The organism is Flavobacterium sp. CBA20B-1, from assembly GCF_028473145.1.
Taxonomy (GTDB): domain Bacteria; phylum Bacteroidota; class Bacteroidia; order Flavobacteriales; family Flavobacteriaceae; genus Flavobacterium.
In genome coordinates, this window is record NZ_CP092370.1 from 2,365,657 (window position 1) to 2,390,513 (window position 24,857).

At 34.3% G+C, this 24,857-nt stretch carries 28 protein-coding genes; 13 read left to right on the plus strand and 15 right to left on the minus strand.

All coding sequences use genetic code 11. The annotated features are described in order from the left end of the window. Positions 1-23: 23 nt before the first annotated feature. Both ahcY and MG290_RS11585 read left to right on the plus strand, forming a co-directional pair. Positions 24-1,340, plus strand: a complete 1,317-nt coding sequence (ahcY, locus tag MG290_RS11580) for an adenosylhomocysteinase (RefSeq protein WP_264561439.1) — start codon at positions 24-26, stop codon at positions 1,338-1,340. Between the two features lie 80 nt (positions 1,341-1,420). Next, positions 1,421-2,077 carry a hypothetical protein gene (locus tag MG290_RS11585; protein WP_264561440.1) on the plus strand — a complete coding sequence of 219 codons (657 nt, stop codon included), beginning with the start codon at positions 1,421-1,423 and terminating at the stop codon, positions 2,075-2,077. Positions 2,078-2,107: 30 nt separating this feature from the next. Here the strand turns inward: MG290_RS11585 and MG290_RS11590 are convergent, their stop codons facing one another. From MG290_RS11590 to MG290_RS11630, 9 genes are all read right to left on the minus strand, one after another. Continuing rightward, positions 2,108-2,740, minus strand: a complete 633-nt coding sequence (locus MG290_RS11590; RefSeq protein ID WP_264561441.1) for a hypothetical protein — start codon at positions 2,738-2,740, stop codon at positions 2,108-2,110. Continuing rightward, entirely contained in the window at positions 2,730-3,233 is a 504-nt protein-coding gene (locus MG290_RS11595; protein WP_264561442.1) for an RNA polymerase sigma factor, read from the minus strand. The genes MG290_RS11590 and MG290_RS11595 overlap by 11 nt, the downstream gene beginning before the upstream one ends. A 103-nt stretch (positions 3,234-3,336) precedes the next feature. Further along, positions 3,337-4,200: a sigma-70 family RNA polymerase sigma factor gene (locus MG290_RS11600; protein WP_090677933.1), complete on the minus strand. Its 864-nt coding sequence runs from the start codon at positions 4,198-4,200 to the stop codon at positions 3,337-3,339. A gap of 170 nt (positions 4,201-4,370) precedes the next feature. Continuing rightward, positions 4,371-5,324 carry a T9SS type A sorting domain-containing protein gene (locus MG290_RS11605; RefSeq protein WP_264561443.1) on the minus strand — a complete coding sequence of 318 codons (954 nt, stop codon included), beginning with the start codon at positions 5,322-5,324 and terminating at the stop codon, positions 4,371-4,373. 19 nt (positions 5,325-5,343) lie between these two features. Further along, complete coding sequence (locus MG290_RS11610) at positions 5,344-6,297, minus strand: T9SS type A sorting domain-containing protein (protein ID WP_264561444.1); 954 nt, start codon at positions 6,295-6,297, stop codon at positions 5,344-5,346. 20 nt (positions 6,298-6,317) lie between these two features. Further along, positions 6,318-7,250 carry a T9SS type A sorting domain-containing protein gene (locus MG290_RS11615; RefSeq protein WP_264561445.1) on the minus strand — a complete coding sequence of 311 codons (933 nt, stop codon included), beginning with the start codon at positions 7,248-7,250 and terminating at the stop codon, positions 6,318-6,320. 198 nt (positions 7,251-7,448) lie between these two features. Further along, positions 7,449-9,680, minus strand: coding sequence for a polyribonucleotide nucleotidyltransferase (locus tag MG290_RS11620; RefSeq protein WP_264561446.1), 2,232 nt, complete (start codon positions 9,678-9,680; stop codon positions 7,449-7,451). 141 nt (positions 9,681-9,821) lie between these two features. Next, positions 9,822-10,091 (minus strand): 30S ribosomal protein S15, encoded by a 270-nt coding sequence (rpsO, locus tag MG290_RS11625; RefSeq protein ID WP_257499873.1) that lies wholly within the window; start codon positions 10,089-10,091, stop codon positions 9,822-9,824. Positions 10,092-10,182: 91 nt separating this feature from the next. Continuing rightward, positions 10,183-10,641, minus strand: a complete 459-nt coding sequence (locus MG290_RS11630) for a GAF domain-containing protein (RefSeq protein WP_264561447.1) — start codon at positions 10,639-10,641, stop codon at positions 10,183-10,185. A 52-nt stretch (positions 10,642-10,693) separates the two neighbouring features. On the opposite strand from MG290_RS11630, the gene MG290_RS11635 reads away from it, so the two are divergent. The 11 genes from MG290_RS11635 (at position 10,694) to MG290_RS11685 (ending at position 19,426) form a co-directional block, all read left to right on the plus strand. Further along, positions 10,694-11,113 (plus strand): HYC_CC_PP family protein, encoded by a 420-nt coding sequence (locus tag MG290_RS11635; RefSeq protein ID WP_264561448.1) that lies wholly within the window; start codon positions 10,694-10,696, stop codon positions 11,111-11,113. 46 nt (positions 11,114-11,159) lie between these two features. Next, positions 11,160-13,391, plus strand: a complete 2,232-nt coding sequence (locus MG290_RS11640) for a TonB-dependent receptor plug domain-containing protein (protein WP_413614609.1) — start codon at positions 11,160-11,162, stop codon at positions 13,389-13,391. A 116-nt stretch (positions 13,392-13,507) separates the two neighbouring features. Beyond that, on the plus strand, positions 13,508-13,855 hold the full coding sequence (locus MG290_RS11645) for a heavy-metal-associated domain-containing protein (RefSeq protein WP_264561449.1): 348 nt from the start codon (positions 13,508-13,510) through the stop codon (positions 13,853-13,855). A 202-nt stretch (positions 13,856-14,057) separates the two neighbouring features. Further along, on the plus strand, positions 14,058-14,948 hold the full coding sequence (locus MG290_RS11650) for a helix-turn-helix transcriptional regulator (protein WP_264561450.1): 891 nt from the start codon (positions 14,058-14,060) through the stop codon (positions 14,946-14,948). 55 nt (positions 14,949-15,003) lie between these two features. After that, complete coding sequence (locus MG290_RS11655) at positions 15,004-15,414, plus strand: hypothetical protein (RefSeq protein WP_264561451.1); 411 nt, start codon at positions 15,004-15,006, stop codon at positions 15,412-15,414. Between the two features lie 26 nt (positions 15,415-15,440). After that, the gene (locus MG290_RS11660) at positions 15,441-16,253 is read left to right on the plus strand and encodes a hypothetical protein (protein ID WP_264561452.1); all 813 of its coding nucleotides are present in this window, start codon (positions 15,441-15,443) and stop codon (positions 16,251-16,253) included. Between the two features lie 6 nt (positions 16,254-16,259). After that, positions 16,260-16,751, plus strand: a complete 492-nt coding sequence (locus MG290_RS11665) for a 3'-5' exonuclease (RefSeq protein WP_264561453.1) — start codon at positions 16,260-16,262, stop codon at positions 16,749-16,751. Between the two features lie 30 nt (positions 16,752-16,781). Next, positions 16,782-18,020, plus strand: coding sequence for a PDDEXK-like family protein (locus MG290_RS11670; RefSeq protein WP_264561454.1), 1,239 nt, complete (start codon positions 16,782-16,784; stop codon positions 18,018-18,020). Positions 18,021-18,120: 100 nt separating this feature from the next. Continuing rightward, a complete protein-coding gene (locus MG290_RS11675) occupies positions 18,121-18,531 on the plus strand; it encodes a hypothetical protein (protein ID WP_264561455.1) in 411 nt (136 codons plus the stop codon). A 51-nt stretch (positions 18,532-18,582) separates the two neighbouring features. Continuing rightward, complete coding sequence (locus MG290_RS11680) at positions 18,583-18,879, plus strand: cyclic-phosphate processing receiver domain-containing protein (protein ID WP_264561456.1); 297 nt, start codon at positions 18,583-18,585, stop codon at positions 18,877-18,879. After that, complete coding sequence (locus MG290_RS11685) at positions 18,869-19,426, plus strand: metallophosphatase domain-containing protein (protein ID WP_264561457.1); 558 nt, start codon at positions 18,869-18,871, stop codon at positions 19,424-19,426. Before MG290_RS11680 ends, MG290_RS11685 begins: the two co-directional genes overlap by 11 nt. Before the next feature lie 49 nt (positions 19,427-19,475). On the opposite strand, the gene groL is transcribed toward MG290_RS11685, so the two are convergent. The 6 genes from groL to MG290_RS11715 all read right to left on the minus strand — a co-directional run bounded on the left by groL (position 19,476) and on the right by MG290_RS11715 (position 24,807). Continuing rightward, positions 19,476-21,104 carry a chaperonin GroEL gene (gene groL, locus MG290_RS11690; protein ID WP_264561458.1) on the minus strand — a complete coding sequence of 543 codons (1,629 nt, stop codon included), beginning with the start codon at positions 21,102-21,104 and terminating at the stop codon, positions 19,476-19,478. A 77-nt stretch (positions 21,105-21,181) separates the two neighbouring features. Then, positions 21,182-21,457 carry a co-chaperone GroES gene (locus MG290_RS11695; protein ID WP_264561459.1) on the minus strand — a complete coding sequence of 92 codons (276 nt, stop codon included), beginning with the start codon at positions 21,455-21,457 and terminating at the stop codon, positions 21,182-21,184. Positions 21,458-21,600: 143 nt separating this feature from the next. Continuing rightward, positions 21,601-21,987 carry a preprotein translocase subunit SecG gene (secG, locus tag MG290_RS11700; protein ID WP_264563207.1) on the minus strand — a complete coding sequence of 129 codons (387 nt, stop codon included), beginning with the start codon at positions 21,985-21,987 and terminating at the stop codon, positions 21,601-21,603. 5 nt (positions 21,988-21,992) lie between these two features. Next, on the minus strand, positions 21,993-22,970 hold the full coding sequence (locus MG290_RS11705) for a tetratricopeptide repeat protein (protein ID WP_264561460.1): 978 nt from the start codon (positions 22,968-22,970) through the stop codon (positions 21,993-21,995). Between the two features lie 4 nt (positions 22,971-22,974). Further along, positions 22,975-23,487, minus strand: a complete 513-nt coding sequence (gene lptE, locus MG290_RS11710; protein ID WP_264561461.1) for an LPS assembly lipoprotein LptE — start codon at positions 23,485-23,487, stop codon at positions 22,975-22,977. 45 nt (positions 23,488-23,532) lie between these two features. Then, positions 23,533-24,807, minus strand: coding sequence for a sigma-54 interaction domain-containing protein (locus MG290_RS11715; protein WP_264561462.1), 1,275 nt, complete (start codon positions 24,805-24,807; stop codon positions 23,533-23,535). Between the last annotated feature and the right edge of the window lie 50 nt (positions 24,808-24,857).

Below are 24,857 nucleotides of genomic sequence, written 5' to 3' on the forward strand. Positions count from 1 at the left end.
TGACATACAAATATACAGAATACATGAGTACAAAAACGATACCTTATGTGCCTTTTAAAGTGAAAGATATTTCATTAGCGGCATGGGGAAGAAAAGAAATTGAGTTGGCAGAAGCTGAAATGCCAGGATTAATGGCACTTCGCGAAGAATATAAAAACGAACAACCTTTAAAAGGTGCGCGTATTGCAGGCTGTTTGCACATGACCATACAAACGGCAGTGTTAATTGAAACCTTAAAGGCTTTGGGTGCAGAAGTTACTTGGAGTTCTTGTAACATTTTCTCTACGCAAGATCAGGCGGCAGCGGCAATTGCCGAAGCGGGTATTCAAGTGTATGCGTGGAAAGGTTTAAACGAAGAAGAGTTTGACTGGTGTATTGAGCAAACATTGTTTTTTGGTGAAGACCGCAAACCACTAAATATGATTTTAGACGATGGTGGCGATTTAACCAATATGGTTTTAGACCGCTATCCAGAATTAATCGCAGGAATCAAAGGTTTGTCTGAAGAAACTACAACTGGTGTGCACCGTTTGTACGAGCGTGTTAAAAATGGAACATTGCCCATGCCGGCAATTAACGTGAACGATTCGGTAACCAAATCTAAATTCGATAATAAATACGGATGTAAAGAATCGGCTGTTGATGCTATTCGTCGTGCTACCGATTTAATGTTGGCTGGTAAACGCGTGGTTGTTTGTGGTTATGGCGATGTGGGTAAAGGAACAGCAGCATCATTCCGCGGAGCTGGATCTATTGTTACGGTTACCGAAATTGATCCAATTTGTGCGTTACAAGCAGCTATGGACGGCTATGAAGTGAAGAAATTAGACACCGTGGTTGGCAATGCAGATATCGTGATTACAACTACCGGAAACAAAGACATTGTTGTTGGTCGTCATTTCGAAAAAATGAAAGATAAAACCGTTGTTTGCAACATTGGTCATTTTGATAATGAAATTGATATGGCTTGGTTAAACAGTAATTATGGTGCCACCAAAGTTGAAATTAAACCACAAGTTGATAAATACAATATAAACGGAAACGATATTATTGTTTTAGCCGAAGGTCGTTTGGTAAACTTAGGTTGCGCAACTGGGCATCCTTCGTTTGTAATGAGTAATTCGTTTACAAACCAAACATTGGCACAAATTGAATTATGGAACAATGCAGATAAATACGAAAACAATGTGTATATGCTACCAAAACATTTAGACGAAAAAGTAGCTGCGTTGCACTTAATGAAATTAGGGGTGGAGTTAGAAACCTTATCAACAGAACAAGCAAATTATATTGGTGTTGAGGTTCAAGGACCATTTAAGCCGGAATATTATAGATACTAATATAGTTATCTCATAAAAACGAAAAGCAATTCATTCGAGTTGCTTTTTTTTATATCTTTATCTTTCTAAATGAATTGTTTATGAAGCATATTGTTTTAGTTGTCATGTTTTTTGGATTACATTTAAATGCTCAAAGTTTAGAGTCTTTTGGGTTGAAAGGAAATGTAGAATCAATTCACGAAGAGCTTAAAATGTGTTCCCACAACTACGGTAAAGCACAAACTAAAGATTGCTCATCTTTAACAAGTGAAAAACAGTTTACGAAAGAAGGCTATTTATTGCAACTCAAAAATCTGTTAGAACGCGATAATGTAACAAGAAAAAAAGTAGAAACCCCTACAGGCTGGCTGGAAACGATATATAACGAAGAAAATGATACAACAATAAAAATAGCTGAAAATTATTACGACAAGAATAATTTAATGTACAAGAGAATATCTTTTGATGAATCTGGAGCGATTCTCAATACAACAGAATATTTTCACAATAGCACAGGGATGTTAATGAGAATGGAAAGAAAAACGCTGAACGATGACGGGTTTGCAGAAAAAGCAGTGAGTTTTTTTAATGAGTACGGCACATTTTGTGGTGTAGCAATTTACCTTGACGATGAACTTGATAAAAAATATGAATTTGATATTCAGTATCAATTCGATGAAAAAGGTAATTGGATTCAATCAATTGTTACCACTGAGTTTTCTACGGATATTCATAACAGAACCATTACCTACTACTAAAAAAAGCAACTCCATTGAGTTGCTTTTTTGTTAATCTTCAAATTCGTCCATTAGTTCTTTCAGCTGTTTTAAATATCTTCCGTAGAACTTTTTAATAATCCATTCCGAAAACAAAATCAACAGTACAATTGTTACAATTCCCAAAATCAAAACCGTGTAAATAAAAGCAGGGTCGGTTTGAAAAGTTTCTTTAAAATGATAGAATTTATCTACTAAATCGTACGTTTTATCTTTGCCCGAGGTGATTACAAACAAAGCAATTGCCGTGGGCAATAAAATATAGATAGACGATCGATATGTTTCAATTGCAAAGTGAAATTCATAATACAATCTAATAATACTTTCGCGGCTGCTAAATGTGTTGGGTTGTTTAATCATTTTGCTGATTGTGTAAAATCGGCGGTAATAATACAAGCCAAAAACGATAAATTGGCACACCAAAAAGTAGTAAATAAGGCTTAAAACCCCTTTAATTTGGTACATTTCTATCATTGGAACCACCAAAATAAATACAATACTTACTGCCCAAATAAAAGCCTCTCGTTTAAAGCTTTTAATGATTTTTTCGGCCAACGATTTACTTTTGGTTAAATACTCTGGTTTTATATGTATTTCTTTCTCGGGCTGGTTGTTCCATTTTTTTTGTAACTCATCAAAATTCATATCCGTTCTTTTTTATGATGGTTTGTAATTTTTCCTTGGTTCTGTTTAATTTTACGCGTGCGTTCACTTCGCTAATCCCCAAATTTTCGGCAATGTCTTTATGATTCATTCCTTCTAAAAACAAGAAAATTAAGGCTTTTTCTACTTTGTTGAGTTCTTGCACGGCATCGTAAAAATATTTTAATTGTTCTTCTTTAAAGGCGCTGTCGTCGGCATCTATCCGGTCGTAATTTTCATACAATTCATATTTGTCTTGTTTTTTATCTTCTTTTTTAAAAAAAGTTAGTGCAGTGTTTAAACAAACGCGGTACATCCATGTAGAAAACTGACTGTCGCCTTTAAAGTTTTGGTACGATTTCCACAATTGAAAAGTCATTTCCTGAATCAAGTCTTCTTGGTCTTCGGTGTGGTCAAAATACATCCTCGAAATTTTATATAAAATTCCTTTGTGCTTTTGCATCAAGTCCAAAAAATCTTTTTCGGTAGCTTTCAAGTAGAATAATTTTTACAGAAAGTTAGTATGTTTTATTTTGATTTGTTACAAAACGGGCAAAAAAAAACTCGTTATTTTGGTAACGAGTTTTTTGTGATGATTATTATCCTAAATAAGTTTTTAAGATTTTACTGCGAGAGGTGTGTTTCAATCTGCGGATTGCTTTTTCTTTGATCTGACGAACACGTTCGCGCGTTAAATCAAAAGTTTCACCAATTTCTTCTAACGTCATTGGGTGCTGGTCGCCCAAGCCAAAGTACAAACGAACCACATCAGCTTCGCGTGGCGTTAATGTTTCTAAAGCACGCTCGATTTCTGTTCTTAACGATTCATGAATCAATTCACGGTCTGGATTTGGTGATTCGCCCGAACGCAAAACATCGTACAAGTTAGAATCTTCACCTTCAACCAAAGGCGCATCCATTGATAAGTGACGGCCAGAGTTTTTCATTGACTCTTTCACATCGTTTACCGTCATGTCTAATTCTTTAGCGATTTCTTCTGCCGATGGCGGACGCTCGTTTGATTGTTCTAACAACGCATACATTTTATTGATTTTGTTGATAGATCCAATTTTATTTAAAGGTAAACGTACGATACGAGATTGTTCTGCTAAAGCTGATAAGATGGATTGACGGATCCACCAAACAGCGTATGAAATAAATTTAAACCCACGTGTTTCATCAAAACGTTGTGCGGCTTTAATCAACCCTAGGTTTCCTTCGTTAATTAAATCGGGCAATGTTAAACCTTGGTTTTGGTATTGTTTTGCTACCGATACCACGAAACGTAAATTAGCTTTTGTTAATTTCTCTAAAGCACGCTGATCGCCCGCCTTGATACGTTGTGCTAACTCTACTTCTTCGTCGGCAGTAATTAAATCTACTTTACCAATTTCTTGTAAATATTTGTCTAGCGATGCTGTTTCACGATTGGTTACCTGTTTGGTAATTTTAAGTTGTCTCATGTTTAAATAAACCCTTCCTTAATGTTGTTAACTAGTAGTTATACGCTACATGTTGCAAAAGGTTACAAAAAATATAAATTTTTTTTAAATTGGGTCAACTTTTGCAATTTTTTGAACTTTGGCAAAGGTGTCAAGGACGTTTAAAATACATTTAACAAAAACTAGTTGTTTTATTTAATAACAATCTTCTCTGTTTTGTTGCCTTTATCAGTTTGTATCACAAAAAGATACACGCCGTTATTAAGGTTTGATACATTGATGTGGTCAAAATTTTCTTTTACAGAATGAACCAATTTGCCGGAACTATCTAAAATTTGAACAGCTTGCAGATGGACACCTTCGGTTGTTTTCTGTTCCACTGCCACATAATCAGTTGCTGGATTGGGGTAAATTTTAAAATTTTGGTTTACAAATTTCTCCACACTTAATGCGCAATTGGCATCAAAATAATGATTAACATAACTATCACTAAATACTTGCCAATTGTTGTATGGAAATGTTTTGTTTGTTGCTGCAACAGGGTCATCGACCTCTATACATACGGTGTGTTTTTTTGGAGTAACAAATGGACTGTATGACCAACCTAAATAAATTTCAAGCTTATTACTATTATGATTTTTCAAATTGATTTTTCTTAAACTATATAAATTAATAACATTTAAATATTCTAGTTTTGTATTATCGCTTAAATCTATGTACCACATATGATTGTGCTGCAAAAATTCTAAGTCATCATTTCCAATTCGCAAGAATTTTAAATTTAAATTGTTTGATAAATTAATGGTTTGTATAGAATTACTGGACAGAATTAACGTATCTAATTTCGTTAATGTTGACGTGTTTATAGTGTTAAATTCATGAAAACTACCTTCTAATAACTCTAAATTTGTAAAAGCTTCAATTCCAGTCATATTTTGTATCCGAAAACTTCCTGCTCCTTGAAATAGATTTAATTGGGTAACATTTTGTGCATCTGTGGTTAAAATTTGCCCATTTACCATACCATCACTATCAATATTCAAGTTGATAAGGAGTTGTTCAAAAACCGGATCGGGTATCAATGTAACTTGCGCCTTTATTGCAAAAGGCACAAGTATTAGTAAGGTTAAAATAAACTTTTTCATAGTTATTGTAAAAATATGTTTATTTAATAACAATCTTCTCTGTTTTGTTGCCTTTATTAGTTTGTATCACAAAAAGATACACGCCGTTATTAAGGTTTGATACATTGATGTGGTCAAAATTTTCATTTACAGAATGAACCAATTTGCCCGAACTATCTAAAATTTGAACAGCTTGTAAGGTTACACCATCAGTTGTTTTTTGTTCCACTGCCACATAATCAGTTGCTGGATTGGGGTAAATTTTAAAATTTTGGTTTACAAATTTCTCCACACTTAAAGCGCAATTGGCATCAAAATAATGATTAACATAACTATCACTAAATACTTGCCAATTGTTGTATGGAAATGTTTTGTTTGTTGCTGCAACAGGGTCATCGACCTCTATACATACGGTGTGTTTTTTTGGAGTAACAAATGGACTGTATGACCAACCTAAATAAATTTCAAGCTTATTACTATTATGATTTTTCAAATTGATTTTTCTTAAACTATATAAATTAATAACATTTAAATATTCTAGTTTTGTATTATCGCTTAAATCTATGTACCACATATGATTGTGCTGCAAAAATTCTAAGTCATCATTTCCAATTCGCAAGAATTTTAAATTTAAATTATTTGACAAATTAATGGTTTGTATAGAATTACTGGGCAGAATTAACGTATCTAATTTCGTTAATGTTGACGTGTTTATAGTGTTAAATTCATGAAAACTACCTTCTAATAACTCTAAATTTGTAAAAGCTTCAATTCCCGTCATATTTTGTATTCTAAAACCAGTTCCTCCTTGAAATAAATTTAATTGGGTAACGTTTTGTGCATCTGTGGTTAAAATTTGCCCATTTACCATACCATCACTATCAATATTCAAGTTGATAAGGAGTTGTTCAAAAACCGGATCGGGTATCAATGTAACTTGCGCCTTTATTGCAAAAGGCACAAGTATTAGTAAGGTTAAAATAAACTTTTTCATTATAATATTGTAAAAAGTGTTTATTGAACAATTATTTTTTCTGTTTTGTTGCCTTTATCAGTTTGTATCACAAAAAGATATAGTCCCTTATTAAGGTTTGATACATTGATTTGGTCAAAATTTTCATTTACAGAACGCACCAATTTGCCGGAACTATCTAAAATTTGAACAGCTTGCAGATGGACACCCTCGGTTGTTGTTTGTTCCACTGCCACATAATCAGTTGCTGGATTGGGGTAAATTTTAAAATTTTGGTTTACAAATTTCTCCACACTTAAAGCGCAGTTTTGATTAAAATAATGACTGCCGTTTTGGGTATTTGTTATATTCCATGTATCATAAGGAGCTGTGCCGTTTGTAGCAGCTACAGGGTCATCTACTTCGATACAAACATTATAAGGGTCATTATTTTCATCTCCTAATATAATTTTAAGATTGGGTGCGTTATGGTTTTTTAAATTTATTTTCCATAATGACAATAAACTATAAACACTTAAAAGTTTTAACTTATTGTTATTACTTAAATCTAAAGTAGTCAAATGGTTATATTGAAATATTTCATAATCTCCATTTCCAACAATTAGCGTTTCTAAATCTTTATTACTAGATAGGTCTAAAGAGGATAGCCAATTATTGGAGAAAATAAGGGTTTTTAATTTGGTAAGTGTAGTTAAATTCATAGTATTACCTACTGCATTTCCATAACCTTCAATATATTCTAAATTAATAAATGCTTCAAGCCCCGTTAGATTTTGAATTATTGAACCACCACCCAAGTAAATTTGGGTAGGTGTTTGGGCATCTACAGTTAAAATCTGTCCATTAACCACACCATCACTATCAATTCCTAATTGTAGCAATTTAGATTCAAAAACCGGATCGGGTATCAATGTAACTTGCGCCTTTATTGCAAAAGGCACAAGTATTAGTAAGGTTAAAATAAACTTTTTCATTATGTGTTAATTTGAAAGTTATATTTCAAATATAATAAAAAAACAACACAAAATTATATTTTTTTTAACAATTTATAAGATGAAGAATTTTCTGATTATCTTTAGCAATGTTCCAAACTCTAGAAGAGGTGTTAAATAACGTGTAATAAAAAAAACCGATGAGGTTTGCTCATCGGTTTAAAATACATTTAACAAAAACTAGTTGTTTTCTTCTTTCTTGTCGTTAGAAGGTCTGTTGTTATTGTTTCTGTGCGCTGGTCTGTTTTCTCTGTTGTCAGACTTGCCTTCGCCTTTATGTTCTGGTTTGCCTTCCGGTTTTGGAGGGCGTGGCAACAAGGCTTTGCGCGATACTTTTTCTTTTCTAGTTTTAGGGTCTATACCTAAATACTTCACTTGGAATACATCGCCCATGTTTACCACATCGGTAACGTTTTCAGTGCGTTCCCAGGCTAATTCAGATACGTGTAATAAAACTTCGTTTCCTGGTGCTGCTGTATATTCAACAACTGCTCCGAATTCTAACATTTTAATTACTTTCACTTCATAGGCTTCGCCCACTTGTGGTTTAAAAATAATTGCGTCGATTTTTGCTAGCACTGTTGCAATTCCATCTGGATCGGTTCCAAGAATTTCTACAATTCCTTGCTCGTCCAGTTCGTTAATTACAATGGTTGTTGAGGTAGCTTTTTGTAATTCTTGAATCACTTTTCCGCCCGGACCAATCAATGCGCCAATATAAGCACCAGGAATGGTTCTTGTGATAATTTTTGGTGCATGCGCTTTCACTGTTGCGTTTGGTGCTGCAATGGTTTCTGTAAGTTTATTCAAAATGTGCATACGTCCTTCATGTGCTTGCTGCAATGCTTGCTCCATGATATCGTAACGCAAACCATCGATTTTAATATCCATTTGGCAAGCTGTGATACCATCTTTAGTACCAGTTACTTTAAAATCCATATCACCTAAGTGATCTTCATCGCCCAAAATATCAGATAATACAGCAAAACGATTTCCATCTGTAATCAATCCCATTGCGATGCCCGATACCGGTTTTTCAATTTGAATACCTGCATCCATCAAAGCCAATGTTCCTGCACAAACAGTTGCCATAGACGATGAACCGTTTGATTCTAATACATCAGAAACCAAACGAATGGTATAAGGACAATCTGCTGGAATCATGTTTTTTAATGCGCGTTGCGCCAAGTTTCCGTGACCTACTTCGCGGCGTGACACACCACGCAATGGTTTTGCTTCACCTGTGGAAAATGGAGGGAAGTTGTAGTGCAAGTAGAAACGTTCTTCGCCTTGCTCACTTGGTAAGTCGATAACGTTTGCCTCGCGCGATGTTCCTAATGTTACCGTAGCCAATGCTTGGGTTTCACCGCGTGTAAATACAGATGAACCGTGCGCTGATGGTAAATAATCTACTTCGCTCCAAATGTTACGGATTTCTGTGGTTTTACGACCGTCTAAACGCAGTCCTTGATCTAAAACCAAATTGCGAACTGCTTCTTTTTGGGCTTTAGAGAAATATTTAGAAATTAATTCTTTCTTTTCTTCTAAAGTTTCTTCAGAAAAAGTAGCTAATAATTCTTCTTTTAAAGCAGCAAACTTCTCGCTGCGTTCGTGTTTTGCACTTGCTTCTGCTGCAATTGCATAAAATTTATCGTAGGTAAACGAGTGAATTTCGTTTTTCAGCGTGTCATCGTTTTCCTCAGGCTCGTAGGTTCTGTATGATAAATTCAAAGCCGCGCGCATTCTTTCTTGCGCTTCGATTTGCACTTTAATTGCTTCGTGTGCAAATTTAATTGCTTCGATCATTTCAGCTTCCGAAATTTCTTTCATTTCACCTTCCACCATACAAACAGAATCTTTTGAAGCTCCAATCATCATGTCAAGGTCTGACTCGTCTAATTGTTGTTTGCTTGGGTTAATGATTAATTCGCCGTTTACGCGCCCCACACGCACCTCAGAAATAAGGTTGTAAAAAGGAATGTCTGAAACAGCCAATGCTGCCGAAGCTGCTAAACCTGCCATTGCATCGGGCATCACGTTTTCATCAAACGACATAAGTTGTAGCATGATTTGGGTTTCTGCATGATAATCATCCGGAAACAAAGGTCGTAAACAACGATCCACCAAACGCATGGTTAAAACTTCTTGATCGCTTGGGCGTGCTTCTCTTTTAAAGAATCCGCCTGGGAAACGACCTGCAGCCGAAAATTTTTCACGATAATCTACTGTTAATGGTAAAAAATCAACACCTGGGTTTGCTGTTTTTGCAGAAACTGCCGTAGCTAAAATCATACAGTTTCCTGAACGAACTACAACAGAACCGTCTGCTTGTTTGGCTAATTTGCCAGTTTCGATAGTGATGGTTCTGCCATCGCCTAAATCGATAATTTCTTGGGTTACTTTAGGAATCATAAATTTTTAATTCTTAATTAAACAAAGGGAAAAATGTTGTTGTTGTGTTGTTGTGTGTTTAGAACCCAATGAAAAACCAAGCTTTTATGCTTTTATATAAAATGAAAAAGGTGCGCATGCGCACACCTCTTTGTAAATTGATTATTTTCTGATACCCAATTCTTTGATAATTTCACGATATCTGTTGATATCTTTTTTCTTTAAGTAATCTAAAAGACTTCTTCTTTTACCTACTAAAAGAACTAATGAACGCTCTGTGTTAAAATCGTGACGATTCTTTTTTAAGTGCTCTGTTAAGTGCGAAATTCTGTAAGTGAATAATGCAATTTGTCCTTCTGCAGAACCTGTGTTTGTTGCTGAACCTCCGTGCTTAGCGAAGATTTCTTCTTTAACTTCTTTAGTTAAATACATGCTAATATTGTTTAAATGATTGTTATGTATGTTTGAATTGAAAAATTCTGTGCAAATGTACACCTTTTTTTTAATCTTGCAATTAATATCATTAGCTTTTATACATTTCTGCAATTTCATTGGTAAGCCATTCTAAGAAAGCTTGATCTTCTGCGGTGAATGCCTTTAATGTATTGGAATCGATATCGATCTGACCGATATTAATACCGTTTACAATAATAGGCACCACAATTTCTGATTTCACATGAATGTTGCACGATATGTAATTGTCTTGTGCTTGCACGTCATCAACCAAAAATGTTTGATTACTTTCTGCAACTTGTCCGCAAATGCCTTTTCCAAAGGGAATAGTGGTGTGATCTGTTGGTAGTCCGGCAAAGGGTCCTAAGTGTAATTCTTTTTTATGGGCATCGGCAAAATAAAATCCCACCCAATCAAAATGACTCATTTCGCTGTGCAATTTGTTGCAAATTTCTTGCAAACGATCATTATTACTTTTATGTGATTTTATAATTTCTGTTAAAGAAATCTTTAATTGTTCTTTTTCCATGAATTTTTTTCAGTAAATTTACAAAAAATTAGAACGCATCAAAACCTAAAACATGTTCCAGCGTTATTTGTATAGTTTATTTTTAACTGCAGCCATACTTTTTACAAATGTAGGGTTGGCGGTTAATATTCACTATTGTGGAAATGCTATCGAGAAAATTGAATTAGGGTATGCTTCGTCTATTAAATGTGCCGAAGACACGCACGAAAAAGCATGTTGCAAAGAAAAAAACGAAACGGTAAAAAAAGGTTGTTGTAAAAACGAAACCATTCAACAAAAAACCGATGAAGTTGTTATAAAAGTTGTTGCTTCAAACGATTTTTCAGACTTTATAAAGCCGGTTTTGTATAAATTGCAACCGCTTGTTATTACTGAAAACAAGCTGCCAAAAAAAATAAATGTTACTTTTCGACGCGAAAGTAACGCCCCACCTTTATACAAACTATACAGCCAGTATCTTCTTTACGCATAATTACACATTTTTTACTAAAAGAATGTTTAATTAATTATGCAAACTCATGAAATATACATTATTATTGTTGTGTGCTTTTGGCATGCAACCAGTCTTTGCCCAGGATACTTATAGGGGAAAGGTTTTAGATGTTTACAACAATGCAGTAGAAAATGCAACATTGACAGTAAACGACAGTGTGGTGGCAAACACCAATGAATTCGGAATTTTTGAATTAACATTACAACAACCCAACACCATTTATATTTATGCAGAAGGGTATGAGGTTTTACAAGCTGAAATGAACGATGCTTCACAATTCCAATTCTTAAAAATGCAACCCGAAGCCGCTTTAGGAGAATTAGTGGTAACAGTGAATAGAAGAAACACCGAACGCAATAAAGGCATCACCAACTCGCAAACCATGAACAGCGGCGAATTGCTAAAAGCGGCTTGTTGTAATTTGGCAGAATCTTTTGAGACGAATCCGTCAATCGATGTGAATTTTTCCGATGCCATTTCCGGATCAAAACAAATTAAAATGTTGGGTTTAACCAGTCCGTATATTTTAATCGCCGAAGAAAATATTCCGAGTGTTCGTGGTGCTTCGCAAGCGTATGGTTTATCGTTCACGCCCGGAACTTGGGTTGAAAGTATTCAGGTTACCAAAGGAGCGGGCAGCGTTGTAAATGGTTTTGAAAGCATTTCGGGGCAAATAAACACCGAATTGATCAAACCGGGGAACGATATTCCTTTCTTTTTGAATTTATACGGATCTACCGATGCACGTTTTGAGATGAATGCGCATTTTAACGAAAAAATATCAGATAAATGGAGCTCTTCTTTGTTTGTTCATGGAAACACTCGTGTGAAGAAGAACGATATGAACCATGATGGATTTTTAGACAATCCGTTAGGAAGTCAAATAAATATCATGAATCGTTGGCAGTATCAAAACCTTGAAAATGGGTGGATCGCCTTTATTACGACACGTTACATGAAAGACGAAAAGCAAACCGGCGAGCTAGATTTTGATAGTAAACAACACAAATTATCAACCTTAAAATGGGGATCAGAATTGAATACCGATAAGTTTGATGCCAGTACAAAAGTCGGTTATGTATTCCCCGATCAGCCGTACAAAAGTATGGGTTGGCAAAACTCGTTTAGTTATCATAAACAAAATTCGTATTTTGGTTTAAACCAGTTCGATATCACGCAGCGCAGTATTTATTCAAACTTTTTATATAGTTCTATCATCAGCAATACATTGCATAAATTCTCTACCGGAGCAAGCTTTATGCACGATGATTATTCAGAGTTCGTAGCAAATTATGATACTAGAAATTTCGATAGAACCGATACCAGCTACGGTGCTTTTTTTGAATATACGTATGATAATGCCAATAATTTAGCCTTGATTTTAGGTGGAAGAATCGATAATTCTAACCGATTGGGAACTTTTGTAACTCCGCGCATGCATTTGCGTTATAATCCTTGGGAAAAAACCACCGTTCGTGCATCGGCAGGTCGTGGAAAAAGATTGGCGAATATTTTTGCAGAAAACCAATATTTGTTCGCAAGTTCTCGTCAGTTTAATATTTTGAACGAAGGCGGGAAAGCCTATGGAATGGATCCAGAAATTGCTTGGAATTACGGGATAAGTGTTTCGCAAGATTTTACTTTTTTAGGAAAAAATGCCAATTTAACACTTGATTTTTATCGTACCGATTTCCAAAATCAAATCGTGATTGATATGGATCAATCTGCAAGAACTGTTAATTTCTATAATTTAGAGGGAACATCCTATGCCAATTCGTTTCAAGCCGAATTAAATTACAACATCATCAAACATTTAAATTTAAGAACGGCTTATAAATATTACGATATTCAAACAACATACGGCGACAAAACGTTAGAAAGACCATTGCAGGCTAAACACCGTGTTTTTGCTAATTTAGAATTTTCTACTCATGAACATAACGGTGCCTATTGGAAGTTCGATGCTACTTGGAACTGGTTAGGTGCACAGCGTTTACCTTACACGGGCGATAATTCGGTGGAAAATCAATTACCGAGTTACACCAATCCGTTTTCTACGATTAATGCACAGGTAACAAAAGTTTTTTCAGATAAATTTGAAATCTATGTCGGTGGCGAAAACATTGGCAATTATCAACAACACCGAGTGATTTTAGGAGCAGATGATCCGTTTGGCAATGAATTTGATAGTACTATTGTATATGGTCCTATTTTTGGAAAGATGTTTTATGGCGGATTGCGATTTAAAGTCAAATAGTATTTAAGTCAAAAGTCATAAAGTCGAAAATCTAACGTTTGGTTTGTCATTGTCAAAATGAAATAATCTAAACGGATAAACAATTAAGCAAATTAACAATTTAAAAATAAAGAAAAATGAGAAAATATTTAATGGTACTATTAGCTGTTTTAGGTGTTGCATTTACAGCTACAGCACAAGAAAAGAAAAGTAAAAACGCAAAAGTTGATGTAGAAGTAAAAGGCAACTGCGATATGTGTAAAAAACGCATTGAAAAAGCCGCTTTTAGTGTAAAAGGAGTGAAATCGGCCGAGTGGCATCAAGACGATCAAATGCTTCATTTAATCATCAACGAACACAAAACAAATGCCTTAAAAGTAGAAGAAGCAGTTGCTAAATCTGGCCACGATACTAAAGATGTTAAAGCTACCAAAGATAATTACGATAATTTACACGGTTGTTGTAAATACGAAAGAGAATCGTAAAGTACTATAAAAAAAACCGCTCATTGAGCGGTTTTTTGGTGTTTTATAGAAACGATCTTACATCATTCCCGGCATGCCGCCGCCCATTGGCACTCATCTTTACTTCTGTACTGTAAAATAATTAGATAGAAAAACACAAATAATTTACCGCACGACACGTTTTGTCCATCATGCTGTTTATTTTTGAATAAATTAATTGAATATGGCAAAGCAAGACGTGATTAAAAGACAGTTTTTAATTGTAGAATTTCTACGAAAAAATCCAGCTAGTTTTAAGCAAATAAGCAATTTTTTGCTCAATAAGCAATACGAATTAGATTATGATTTAGCCATAAGTCAACGCACTTTTCAAAGAGATTGCAACGAAATTGAATCGCTTTGGGGAGTGGAAATTGCTTTTAACAAACGCGAAAATCACTACGAAATAATCAACAATGAAAACGATTTGCATTTCGATAGAATTATGGAAGCTTTTGATACCGTGGCGGTTTTGCAAAAGGCAAAAACAATTGGCGGTTATTTACATTTAGAAAAAAGAAAATCAAAAGGAACCGAATACTTCAACGGAATTCTTCACGCCATACAAAATCAATTAGTTGTAACATTTCAGCTAAAAAGTTATTGGCAAGCAGCATCGTTTCGCCGCTGTGTTCCCAAAGCCATTAAAGAATCGCAAAACCGCTATTATTTAATTGCTTACGATTCAGATAAAAACGATTTTAGAAATTTCGGTTTAGACCGTATCAGCGATTTCGTAATTACTTCAGAAAAACAAAAAACTCCGGAAATTAACGTAGAGGCATTTTACCAGCATGCTTTTGGAATTGAATGTTACAACGATCCTGTGGAAATTATATTAGAATTTGCAAACGATCAAAAAAAGTATATACAATCCTTACCGTTACATGCTTCCCAAAAAATTATAAAAGAAAACAACGAAACATTTACGGTAGCACTATTTATGCACCCAACCAATGATTTTGTGATGGAAATTATGCGTTACGGAGCTATTTGCGAAGTGATAGAACCACCCTTTTTAAGAGATCGAATAAAAAAAGAGGTAATGCAATTGCAAGAAAAATATCAATTGTAAATGTGGAAACCCGTAAACATTTGTTGAAAATTATAGTGATTTTTGGAAATAAAATATGGAATCTAAAAAGCGTTATTACATTTATATAAATTATCAAGCATGTTATGAATACCTTCATGCAGAGCCAAAGTTTTGTGAAGCTTTAGCTTACTTGCTAACTTTTGAAAAGATGTACGATTTTAAAGTATTACCTCATACTTCAAGTATAGAAATATCAAATGAAAACATAAAAATATTTATTGTTTTGATGAGATCTTTTCAGTTTGATAAATACGATGAAGTTAAAAATGAAAAGAATGTACATTTTGTTTCTTTTGATAGAGCTATAGATGAACGATATGAATTCTTTATAATGAAGAATAAAATTAAGTTTATCAGCATTGGTATGTTAATGGAAACAGTATCGGCTTTAACCAATAAAGGGTTGGTAAACCAAATGCAAAATTTTAAGGATATAGGGTTTTAAATTAAATTTATAAAAACAATACAAACATGAGAAATATGAATTATTCAAGAGAGTTTAAAGATGCTGTAAGTTTTGCAAACGAGCATAACTTATTTTTAGGATATGGAAATCCTAATGGGAAAATTTTAATGATTGGTAAAGAGCATTATTTTTACCATAACCATAAACAAGATACGAAAGAGTTTTATGAAGAAATATTAAATTCTAGAAATAAGGAAAATAGGAACAATATTCATTCATGGGAAAATAATATTAAGGAAAATTATGAATTTGATTGGAACGTCAGAATAGAAAGTTTTCTAGACAATAGTAATGCAATTACTGCTTGGTGGAACCAAAAGAATAAACAAGATAGAAATGGAAATGGGGGAACTAGTAATACTTACTTACATTATCAAAAAATTTATCAAAATGTTTTTTTAAATGGTAATACTCAAAGTAATATTAACTTTCAAAGAGAAATTTTCACTACAGAACTAAACGATGTGCCTTCTGGAAGAAGCTACAATCTATTAGAATTGAAAAAATTGAGAACAGAATCTATTGAAAAAAGGAAAGATTTATTCCGTAAAGATTTTTTTAGAACTTTTCCTGTAGTGATAATTGCTTCAGGGCATTATCCACGTGATTACAATTTTGATATTGAAGATATTTTTGAAGTAAAGTTCTTTGAAGAAACTAAAATAGTTGGAAAGTCTTGGTATAATTTACATTATAGTTCAGATGGACAAAGGATGCTAGTACATACAAGACAATTAAGTACATCTGTTTCAACAGAGCTTATAACATCATTGAGTAATGAAATAAAAGAATTCCTAAATAGATTATCCAAAAAATAAAAACCATTGAAAACCTTTGCCGCATTAGATTTTGAAACCGCCAATCAGCACCGCAGCAGTGTGTGCAGCATTGGTTTGGTGTTTGTAGAAAACGGAATAATCGTAGATAAATATTACGAGCTCATAAAACCCGTGCCTAATTTTTACAGCTATTGGAACACACAAGTGCACGGATTGGTTTTTAGCGATACCGAACACGCCCAACAATTTTCTGATTTATGGATTGATATTTCCAAACGAATAAAAAACATGCCTTTGGTAGCACACAACAGTATGTTTGATGAAGGTTGTTTAAAAGAAGTTTTGCAGGCTTATCAGTTGCCCATACATCAGAATAAGTTTCTTTGTACTTACAGAGCGGCAAAAAAAATGTTTCCAAATTTACCCAACCATAAACTACCCACAGTTTCAAAATATTTAGGTTTTCATTTGGAAAGCCACCACAATGCATTAGCCGATGCTGAAGCTTGTGCGCATATTGCGATGCGGGTGTTTTGATAGTAATAAAAATTATAAAACATAAAAAAAATGGATATAAAACAAATAGAAAATCTATTAGAAAAAACACAAATTATAAAAAATAAGTATGATGATTTGGCTGAATACACAGGCGAAAACTTCAATGTGTTTAATATTTTAAGGTTAGATGAAAAAGAGTTGATGCATTCTGCTTTTATTGCTAATCTGTTAAACGCAAAAGGGAATCATGGACAGAAAGATGTTTTTTTAAAACTTTTTATTAATGAGATTAAGAGTTTGTTTTCAGAAAGTGTAAGTAAAGAAACCATTTTGGCAGAATTTAATACATCGCAAAGTTTTTCTATAGAAGAAGAACATATTGGAAGAGTTGATTATGAATTAGGTGTAGGCGGTAGGATTGATATTGTTGTAAAAAGTGGTCGGCATCAAATTTTAATAGAAAATAAAATTAGAGCAGGAGATCAAAGTGCTCAATTATTTAGGTACTATAACCATTATAAGGAAAATCCTATAATTTATTTAACGCCTTTTGGATATGAACCTTCAAAAGATTCAAAAGGAATTTTAGAAAATACTAAAGATTTTATTTGTATTTCTTATCAAAACCATATTATAAATTGGATAGAACAATGTATCAAAGAAATGGCAAATAAACCAATAATTAGAGAAACTTTAAATCAATACTTACATTTAGTTAAGCAAATTACAAACCAAACAACAAACGATAAAATGGAAAAGGAACTTACAGAATTAATACTAAGTAACGAAAGAAACTATAATGCTTATAATACGCTTTTGCAAAATCTAAATGATGTAATTAAGAGTTTGATTAATGATTCAGCAAATATCTTTATTGAAGAAGTAATAAAAGTCGTAGCTATTAATAATAAATTAAAGTTTGAAGTAACTTCAGATTTATATACAGGTAATCAGTATTCAGGTATTACTCTTAAAAGTGATGTACTTAAAGATTTGTACATTGATATTGAATTCCAAGATACGTATCTAAATTCAATGTTAGTAGCATGTGCTATTTTAGGAGATAAAAAAACTGAAATCCATAAAGATTTAGGTGAGAAATTTTCAGAAGAATTTCATAATTCAGTTCAAGACAAACATGAAAAATTTATTTCATATTTGTGGAAAAAATCTTCCGACATGAATCTATTGTCAAATGTAAATCTCAAGGAATTAAAATTTAACAAGGAAATCATCCCACAATTAATTGAAGCACTTGATAGTATTATCAAGAGAATGATGAAAGTTATAGAAGCAGAATATAAATAGATTAATATCTTTATCCCGAAACCAAAAATTTCGGGATTTTCTTTTCTAACCGTCACGTTTTGTCCGTCGCTGCCGTTACATTTGAAAAAAATGAAATACAATGGAAAATAATCAATGGTTTTACAGCAACATGCATAAACAGCTGTTGTACATGCAGTTTTGTGAACAACCTGAATTTTGTAAGGCTTTGGCGTATTTACTTACATTTAAAGAACATCAAAATTTAAACGTAAAACCGCATACATTCTCAATAGAACTATCAAATGCCGATATTCAAATTTTTATAATTCATACGGTGTTTTTTCAGCAAAAAGAATATTTAAAATTTAAGGAACTAAAGAATGTGCATTTTGTTTCGTTTGGTAAAGAACTTGCTGAAATGCATGAATTCAGCGAAATGAAAAACGAAATTAAATTTATCAGTAAAGATATGCTAATGTCAACAGTTGAAGCTTTAACAGAAAATAACTTGGTTCGTTCCATTCAAAATTTTAAAGAACTTGATGTTTAACCTGCAAGGTCTATTCGACCTTGTATGTTTGCAAAATAAATTAAAAGAGTAATGAAAAAACTCTACTTAGACGATTTGCGTCCTATTCCCGAAGGATTTATCGGTGTGCGTTCTTATACTGAATTTGTAGATTATATTACCCAAAACGGGTTACCTGATTTTATTTCGTTTGATCACGATTTGGGTTTAGAAGAAAGTGGTTTTGATTGTGCTAAATGGTTGGTGAATTATTGTTTAGACAACAGAAAAAAAATGCCTGATTTTATAGTTCATAGTCAAAATCCAGTTGGTAAACAAAATATTAAAAGTTTACTAAATAACTTCAGAAAAAAACACAATGATTATTGATTATAACCAAAAGCGGTTGGCTGTTTTTGCTGATACGCACGGTAAACATAGAAAACTACCGCTTATAAAAACCGATATTGCTATTCATTTAGGCGATGCTTGTACATTAGGAAACAATTCACAATTCTCTGATTTTTTAGATTGGTTCAGTCAATATCCTGCAAAGTATAAATTGTTTGTAGCAGGAAATCATGAGCTGCAATGGATGTATGAACCAGATGAGTTTTTAAAAATGTTTCCACCAAATATTATCTTTTTAGAAAATAGAAATATATTATTAGAAGGAATAAATTTTGCGTCTGTTGCAGCAAGAATGAATTTATCAAAGTATCCAAGAATAAAGCTTTCTAAAAAAGTAGATTTTTTGCTGACCCACGCGCCTCCAACTGGAATTTTAGATAATGGTTTTGGTTGTGCTGTTTTAAAAAAGTTTGTAACTAAAATAAAACCAGCCTATCATCTTTTTGGTCATGTTCACGAAACAGGTGGAACATATTTAAAAAGAGATGAAACAATATTCATGAATGTTTCTGTATTTAATCAATAAAAAAATCCGAGCAAACACTCGAATTTTTTGTTTTATTCAAATATGATTTTTACATCATTCCCGGCATGCCGCCGCCCATTGGCATTTGGCTTCCACCTTCTTCTTTAATATCTACTAAGGCGCATTCTGTAGTTAAAATCATACCCGCAACCGATGCAGCGTTTTCTAAAGCCACACGGGTTACTTTTTTAGGGTCGATAATTCCCGCCACCAACATATCTACATATTCATCGGTTTTGGCATTGTAACCAAAGTTTCCGGTGCCTTCACCCACTTTTGCTACAATTACAGATCCTTCTAAACCTGCATTTTCAACAATGGTTCTTAAAGGCGATTCAACTGCACGAGAAACAATCTGGATACCTGTTTTTTCATCCGCATTTAAAGCATCAACACTTGATAATGCCGATTTTGCTCTTAGCAATGCTACACCACCACCGGCAACAATTCCTTCTTCAACTGCTGCACGTGTTGCGTGTAAAGCATCGTCTACACGGTCTTTTTTCTCTTTCATTTCTACTTCAGATGCTGCACCAACGTATAGTACTGCAACACCACCCGCTAATTTCGCTAAACGTTCTTGTAACTTTTCACGATCGTAATCGGAAGTTGTCGTTTCCATTTGTGCTTTAATCTGGTTCACACGGTTTTTGATCATTTCAGAATCTCCTGCACCGTTTACAATGGTTGTGTTGTCTTTATCAATCGAAACGCGCTCTGCTGTTCCTAACATTTCCAACGTAGCGTTTTCTAAGGTGTAACCGCTTTCTTCTGCAATTACGGTTCCGCCTGTTAAAATCGCAATGTCTTCTAACATGGCTTTTCTGCGGTCACCAAAACCTGGCGCTTTTACAGCAGCAATTTTTAATGCACCGCGTAATTTGTTCACCACCAAAGTTGATAACGCTTCACCATCAACATCTTCTGCAATGATTAACAACGCTTTTCCTGATTGCGCAACTGGCTCTAAAACCGGTAATAATTCTTTTAAAGAAGATATTTTTTTATCGTACAATAAGATATATGGATTCTCGAATTCTGTTTCCATTTTTTCTGGATTGGTAACGAAATAAGGCGAAAGATATCCTCTGTCAAACTGCATTCCTTCCACAACATCAACATAAGTATCCGTTCCTTTCGCTTCTTCAACAGTAATAACTCCTTCTTTGCCCACTTTACCAAAAGCTTCAGCGATTAATTCACCAATCACTTCATCATTATTAGCAGAAATCGATGCTACTTGCTTGATTTTATCGGTAGTAGAACCCACTTCTTGCGTTTGTTTTGCTAAATCGGCAACAATCGCTTCAACAGCTTTGTCAATTCCGCGTTTTAAATCCATTGGGTTTGCACCGGCAGCAACGTTTTTCAATCCTTCTTTAACAATTGCTTGAGCCAAAACAGTCGCCGTTGTAGTTCCGTCACCAGCCAAATCGTTGGTTTTGCTTGCTACTTCTTTCACCATTTGTGCTCCCATATTTTCTAGGGTGTCTTCAAGCTCTACTTCTTTCGCTACAGAAACTCCGTCTTTTGTTACGTGAGGCGCTCCAAACGATTTAGAAATAATTACGTTACGTCCTTTTGGTCCTAAGGTTACTTTTACTGCATTTGCCAATGCGTCAACACCGCGTTTTAAACCATCGCGTGCTTCAATATCAAATTTTATATCTTTTGCCATTTTTTATCTTTTTTTGTTTAATTGTTTAATGTTTGGTTTTGTTTAAAGTTGTTTTACAAAAACGCGAAACTTTAAGCTTAAATAATCGCTAAAATATCATCTTCACGCATAATCAGATAATCCGTACCTTCAAATTTTAGTTCGGTGCCTGCATATTTTCCATATAAAACAGTATCACCAACTTGTACGGTTAATGGTTCATCTTTTTTGCCATTACCCACAGCAACAACAGTTCCTTTTTGTGGTTTCTCTTTTGCAGTGTCGGGAATAATGATTCCTGATGCAGTTTGAGTCTCAGCTGCAGCCGGTTCAATAATCACGCGGTCTGCTAACGGTTTCATGTTTAATGCCATACTATTTTATTTTTAAATTTTTATGAATGATAATTTTTTGCTTTTGTCTAGACCAAAAGTGTGCCAACTGTAAAAAGTGATATTTTGACAGAAAAAAAAATGCCAGCTTGTCATAAGCTGGCATTTTGTGTATATATTTTCACTTAGTTTGCAGGTTGTGATGGATTGTTTGCAGGCGCTTGATCGCTTGCTGTGTTGGGTGCAGGAGCTGCTTGGTTTTGAGCTGCTCCAGCATTTGGCAACGCTGCCGGTGGTGTTGCAACTGCATTTGGATCTAAAATTTGAGAATCGTTTGAATAACCAGAGTTAAAGCTTAAACTTGATACTAAAATTAAAACCACTAAAGCAACTGCCAATGTCCATGTACTTTTGTCTAAAAATTTGTTGGTGTTTTGAACGCCACCAACCGATGTGGAACCACCTAATGATGAATCTAAACCGCCTCCTTTAGGGTTTTGAATCATGATAACAATGATTAAAAGTAAGGCAACTATGGTGATTAACACTAAAAAAATCGTAAACATATTTATTTGTTTTATATATTATTAAACTCTTGTAATTTTTTTATATCGGAAATTCGATTTGCAAATAAACTACTTTTTTCTGGATATTTCAAAATTAAAATTTCATAAGCTTGTATTGCTTTTTGATATTTTTTTTGTTCCAAGTAAATTCGTGCTAACGTCTCGGTCATGTAATAGGGTTCTTCTTCTTCGTGCCGATCAAGGTTTATGGCTGGTGCAACTGCCGTTTTACTTGGTGTTATTTTTGGATTTGCTTCTATAAAACGATCAATTAAATCCATCTTTTTTTGTTTAATGGGAAGCGTTTCTTCCGTATTTTTTTCTTCTTTTGGTAGTTGTTTTTCACTGTTTTCCGTTTGATCTTTTTCAGAAACAACGTCATTTTCGCGTTCAATGGGTTGCGATGTTGTTAATTTCAGCCATTCAGTAAACGAAAATTTATCGTTTTCAGAGAAATCTAAAGGTGTGCCCACTTCCAAATTTTCTTCCAATTGATGCACCTCTTCGGTGATTGGGTCGGGTTGGGGCAGGGCTGGTTCCTTTTTATCAAGTTTGGCTTCGATTTTCGATTTTGAAATTTGATCGATTTTTTGAATCAATCCCGTTTCTTTGTCTTGATTTTCTATATAAACCAAGGTATTCAATACCCTTTTTTCAATATTTTCATCTAATGTGGGTTCGGGCTTTTTGAATTCGATATAATTTTCATCAACCACATTCAAATCTTCAATCTGTAAGGGTTTGTACGCAATAAATTCTTCCGAAATAATATAATCAAACAACACGTCGCGATCAGTGGTATAAGCAGCTGTTTTTTTTAATTCGCTGTTGTATAAAAAACTGCGTTGTTGGTGCAAGGTTTTTAAATACAAAGCCCTTGCCGATTGCAAATACGGGTATTCACTAACGATTTGTTGCAACGAAGCAGTTTGCTGTTCTGTTAATTCGTACGGATTGTTTAACCATTGTGCGTATTGTTGTGCATTCATAAGCTTACCATTTTGCCAGCGAGGCGTTAAAAACATCTTGCGTAATGCGTTCGTATATTTCTTCTAAAGCAGTGGTTAACTGAGGGCCAATTAATTGATTGTTAGCCGGATAATCATAAAAGTGCGAGAAGGTTTTTTCAAAATCATCTTCCGGATTTTTTCTGTTCGTAAAACGCACATTTATAGCAATGTACAAACGGTTTTGCGCAGCTGTTTGGTCGGCAGTAGCCGTCATTGGCGACACACGGAATTGGGTTATTTCGCCTTCATAAACCAAATCGGCATTGGTGTTGGTCATGTTTAAACTGGTTTGGTTTACCAACAAATCTTGCAATCTAATGGTAAATGTGCGCTCAATTCCTGGTTCAATCAGTTCGGCATTGTTCAAAAAATAATTCACTTGAAACGTTTCTGCATCGATTTTTCCGGTACCTGTAAAATTATACGCACCGCAGCTCGATAAAATCAAACAGAAAAGAAAGGCTGTAAATTTATATAATGTATGTGGTGTTTTCATTCGTTGAATTATTGAATCGTTTGCAATGTTTTTACGACTAAAAATCTACAAGTCATATTGTTTGATTTTTCGGTACAATGTTCTTTCCGAAATTCCCAATTCATCGGCTGCGGCTTTGCGTTTTCCACTGTTGCGTTCCAAAGCTTTTTTTATGAGTTGAATTTCTTTTTCTTCTAATTTCAATGTTTCTTCATCATCAACCGTTTCAGCAATTAAATAATCATGGTCATCTTCTTCATCCATTATTTCAGATGGATTATTGTTTTTGGTCGATGATGCGTGTTCGGCTAACGGAATAGAACGATTGTTTGGTTTTGATAGCCCTTCATCGGCCTGACCATAAATGCGTTGTATTAAAGATTTGTTCGATTCTTGAACTTGTGCCGAATTGGAATTGTTCATTAATTCCAACGTTAGTTTTTTTAAATCGGTTAAATCAGCTTTCATATCAAACAACACTTTATACAAAATCTCGCGTTCGTTGCTAAAATCTCCTTCTGCTTTTTTGGTTTCGATAAGCGATGGTAATTGTGCATTTCGCTGAGGCAGATAAGATTGAATGGTTTTTAAATCGATTTCGCGGTTGGTTTCAATCACCGAAATTTGTTCGGCAATATTGCGCAATTGGCGAATATTACCACTCCAACGGTAATGAATAAGGTATTCGGCGGCATCGGGTGTAAGTTTAATCGGCGGCATTTTGTATTTATGCGCAAAATCCGATGAAAACTTTCTGAACAACAAATGAATGTCGTCGCCCCGTTCACGCAAAGGCGGTAAATTGATTTCTACGGTGCTTAAACGGTAATACAAATCTTCGCGAAATTTGCCTTTATCAATCGCTTCAAACATTTTAACGTTGGTGGCTGCCACAATACGCACATCGGTTTTTTGAACTTTTGAAGAACCCACTTTGATAAATTCGCCGTTTTCTAACACACGAAGCAAGCGAACTTGTGTGGTTAAAGGCAATTCGCCCACTTCATCTAAAAAAATAGTACCGCCATTTGCCACTTCAAAATAACCTTCACGACTGCCCACAGCACCTGTGAACGCACCTTTTTCGTGCCCAAAAAGCTCTGAATCGATTGTGCCTTCAGGTATAGCACCGCAGTTCACAGCAATATATTTTCCGTGTTTGCGATGCGATAGTGCGTGTATAATTTTTGGAATACTTTCTTTACCCACACCGCTTTCACCAGTAACCAAAACAGAAATATCAGTCGGAGCCACTTGAATGGCTTTTTCTAGTGCTCTGTTCAGTTTTATATCGTTACCAATAATTTCGAAACGCTGTTTAATGCTTTGAACGTTTTCCATAGTTTTTTTGTTTTGTTTCAGGTTTCAAGTTTTTTTTGTTTTTATGTTAA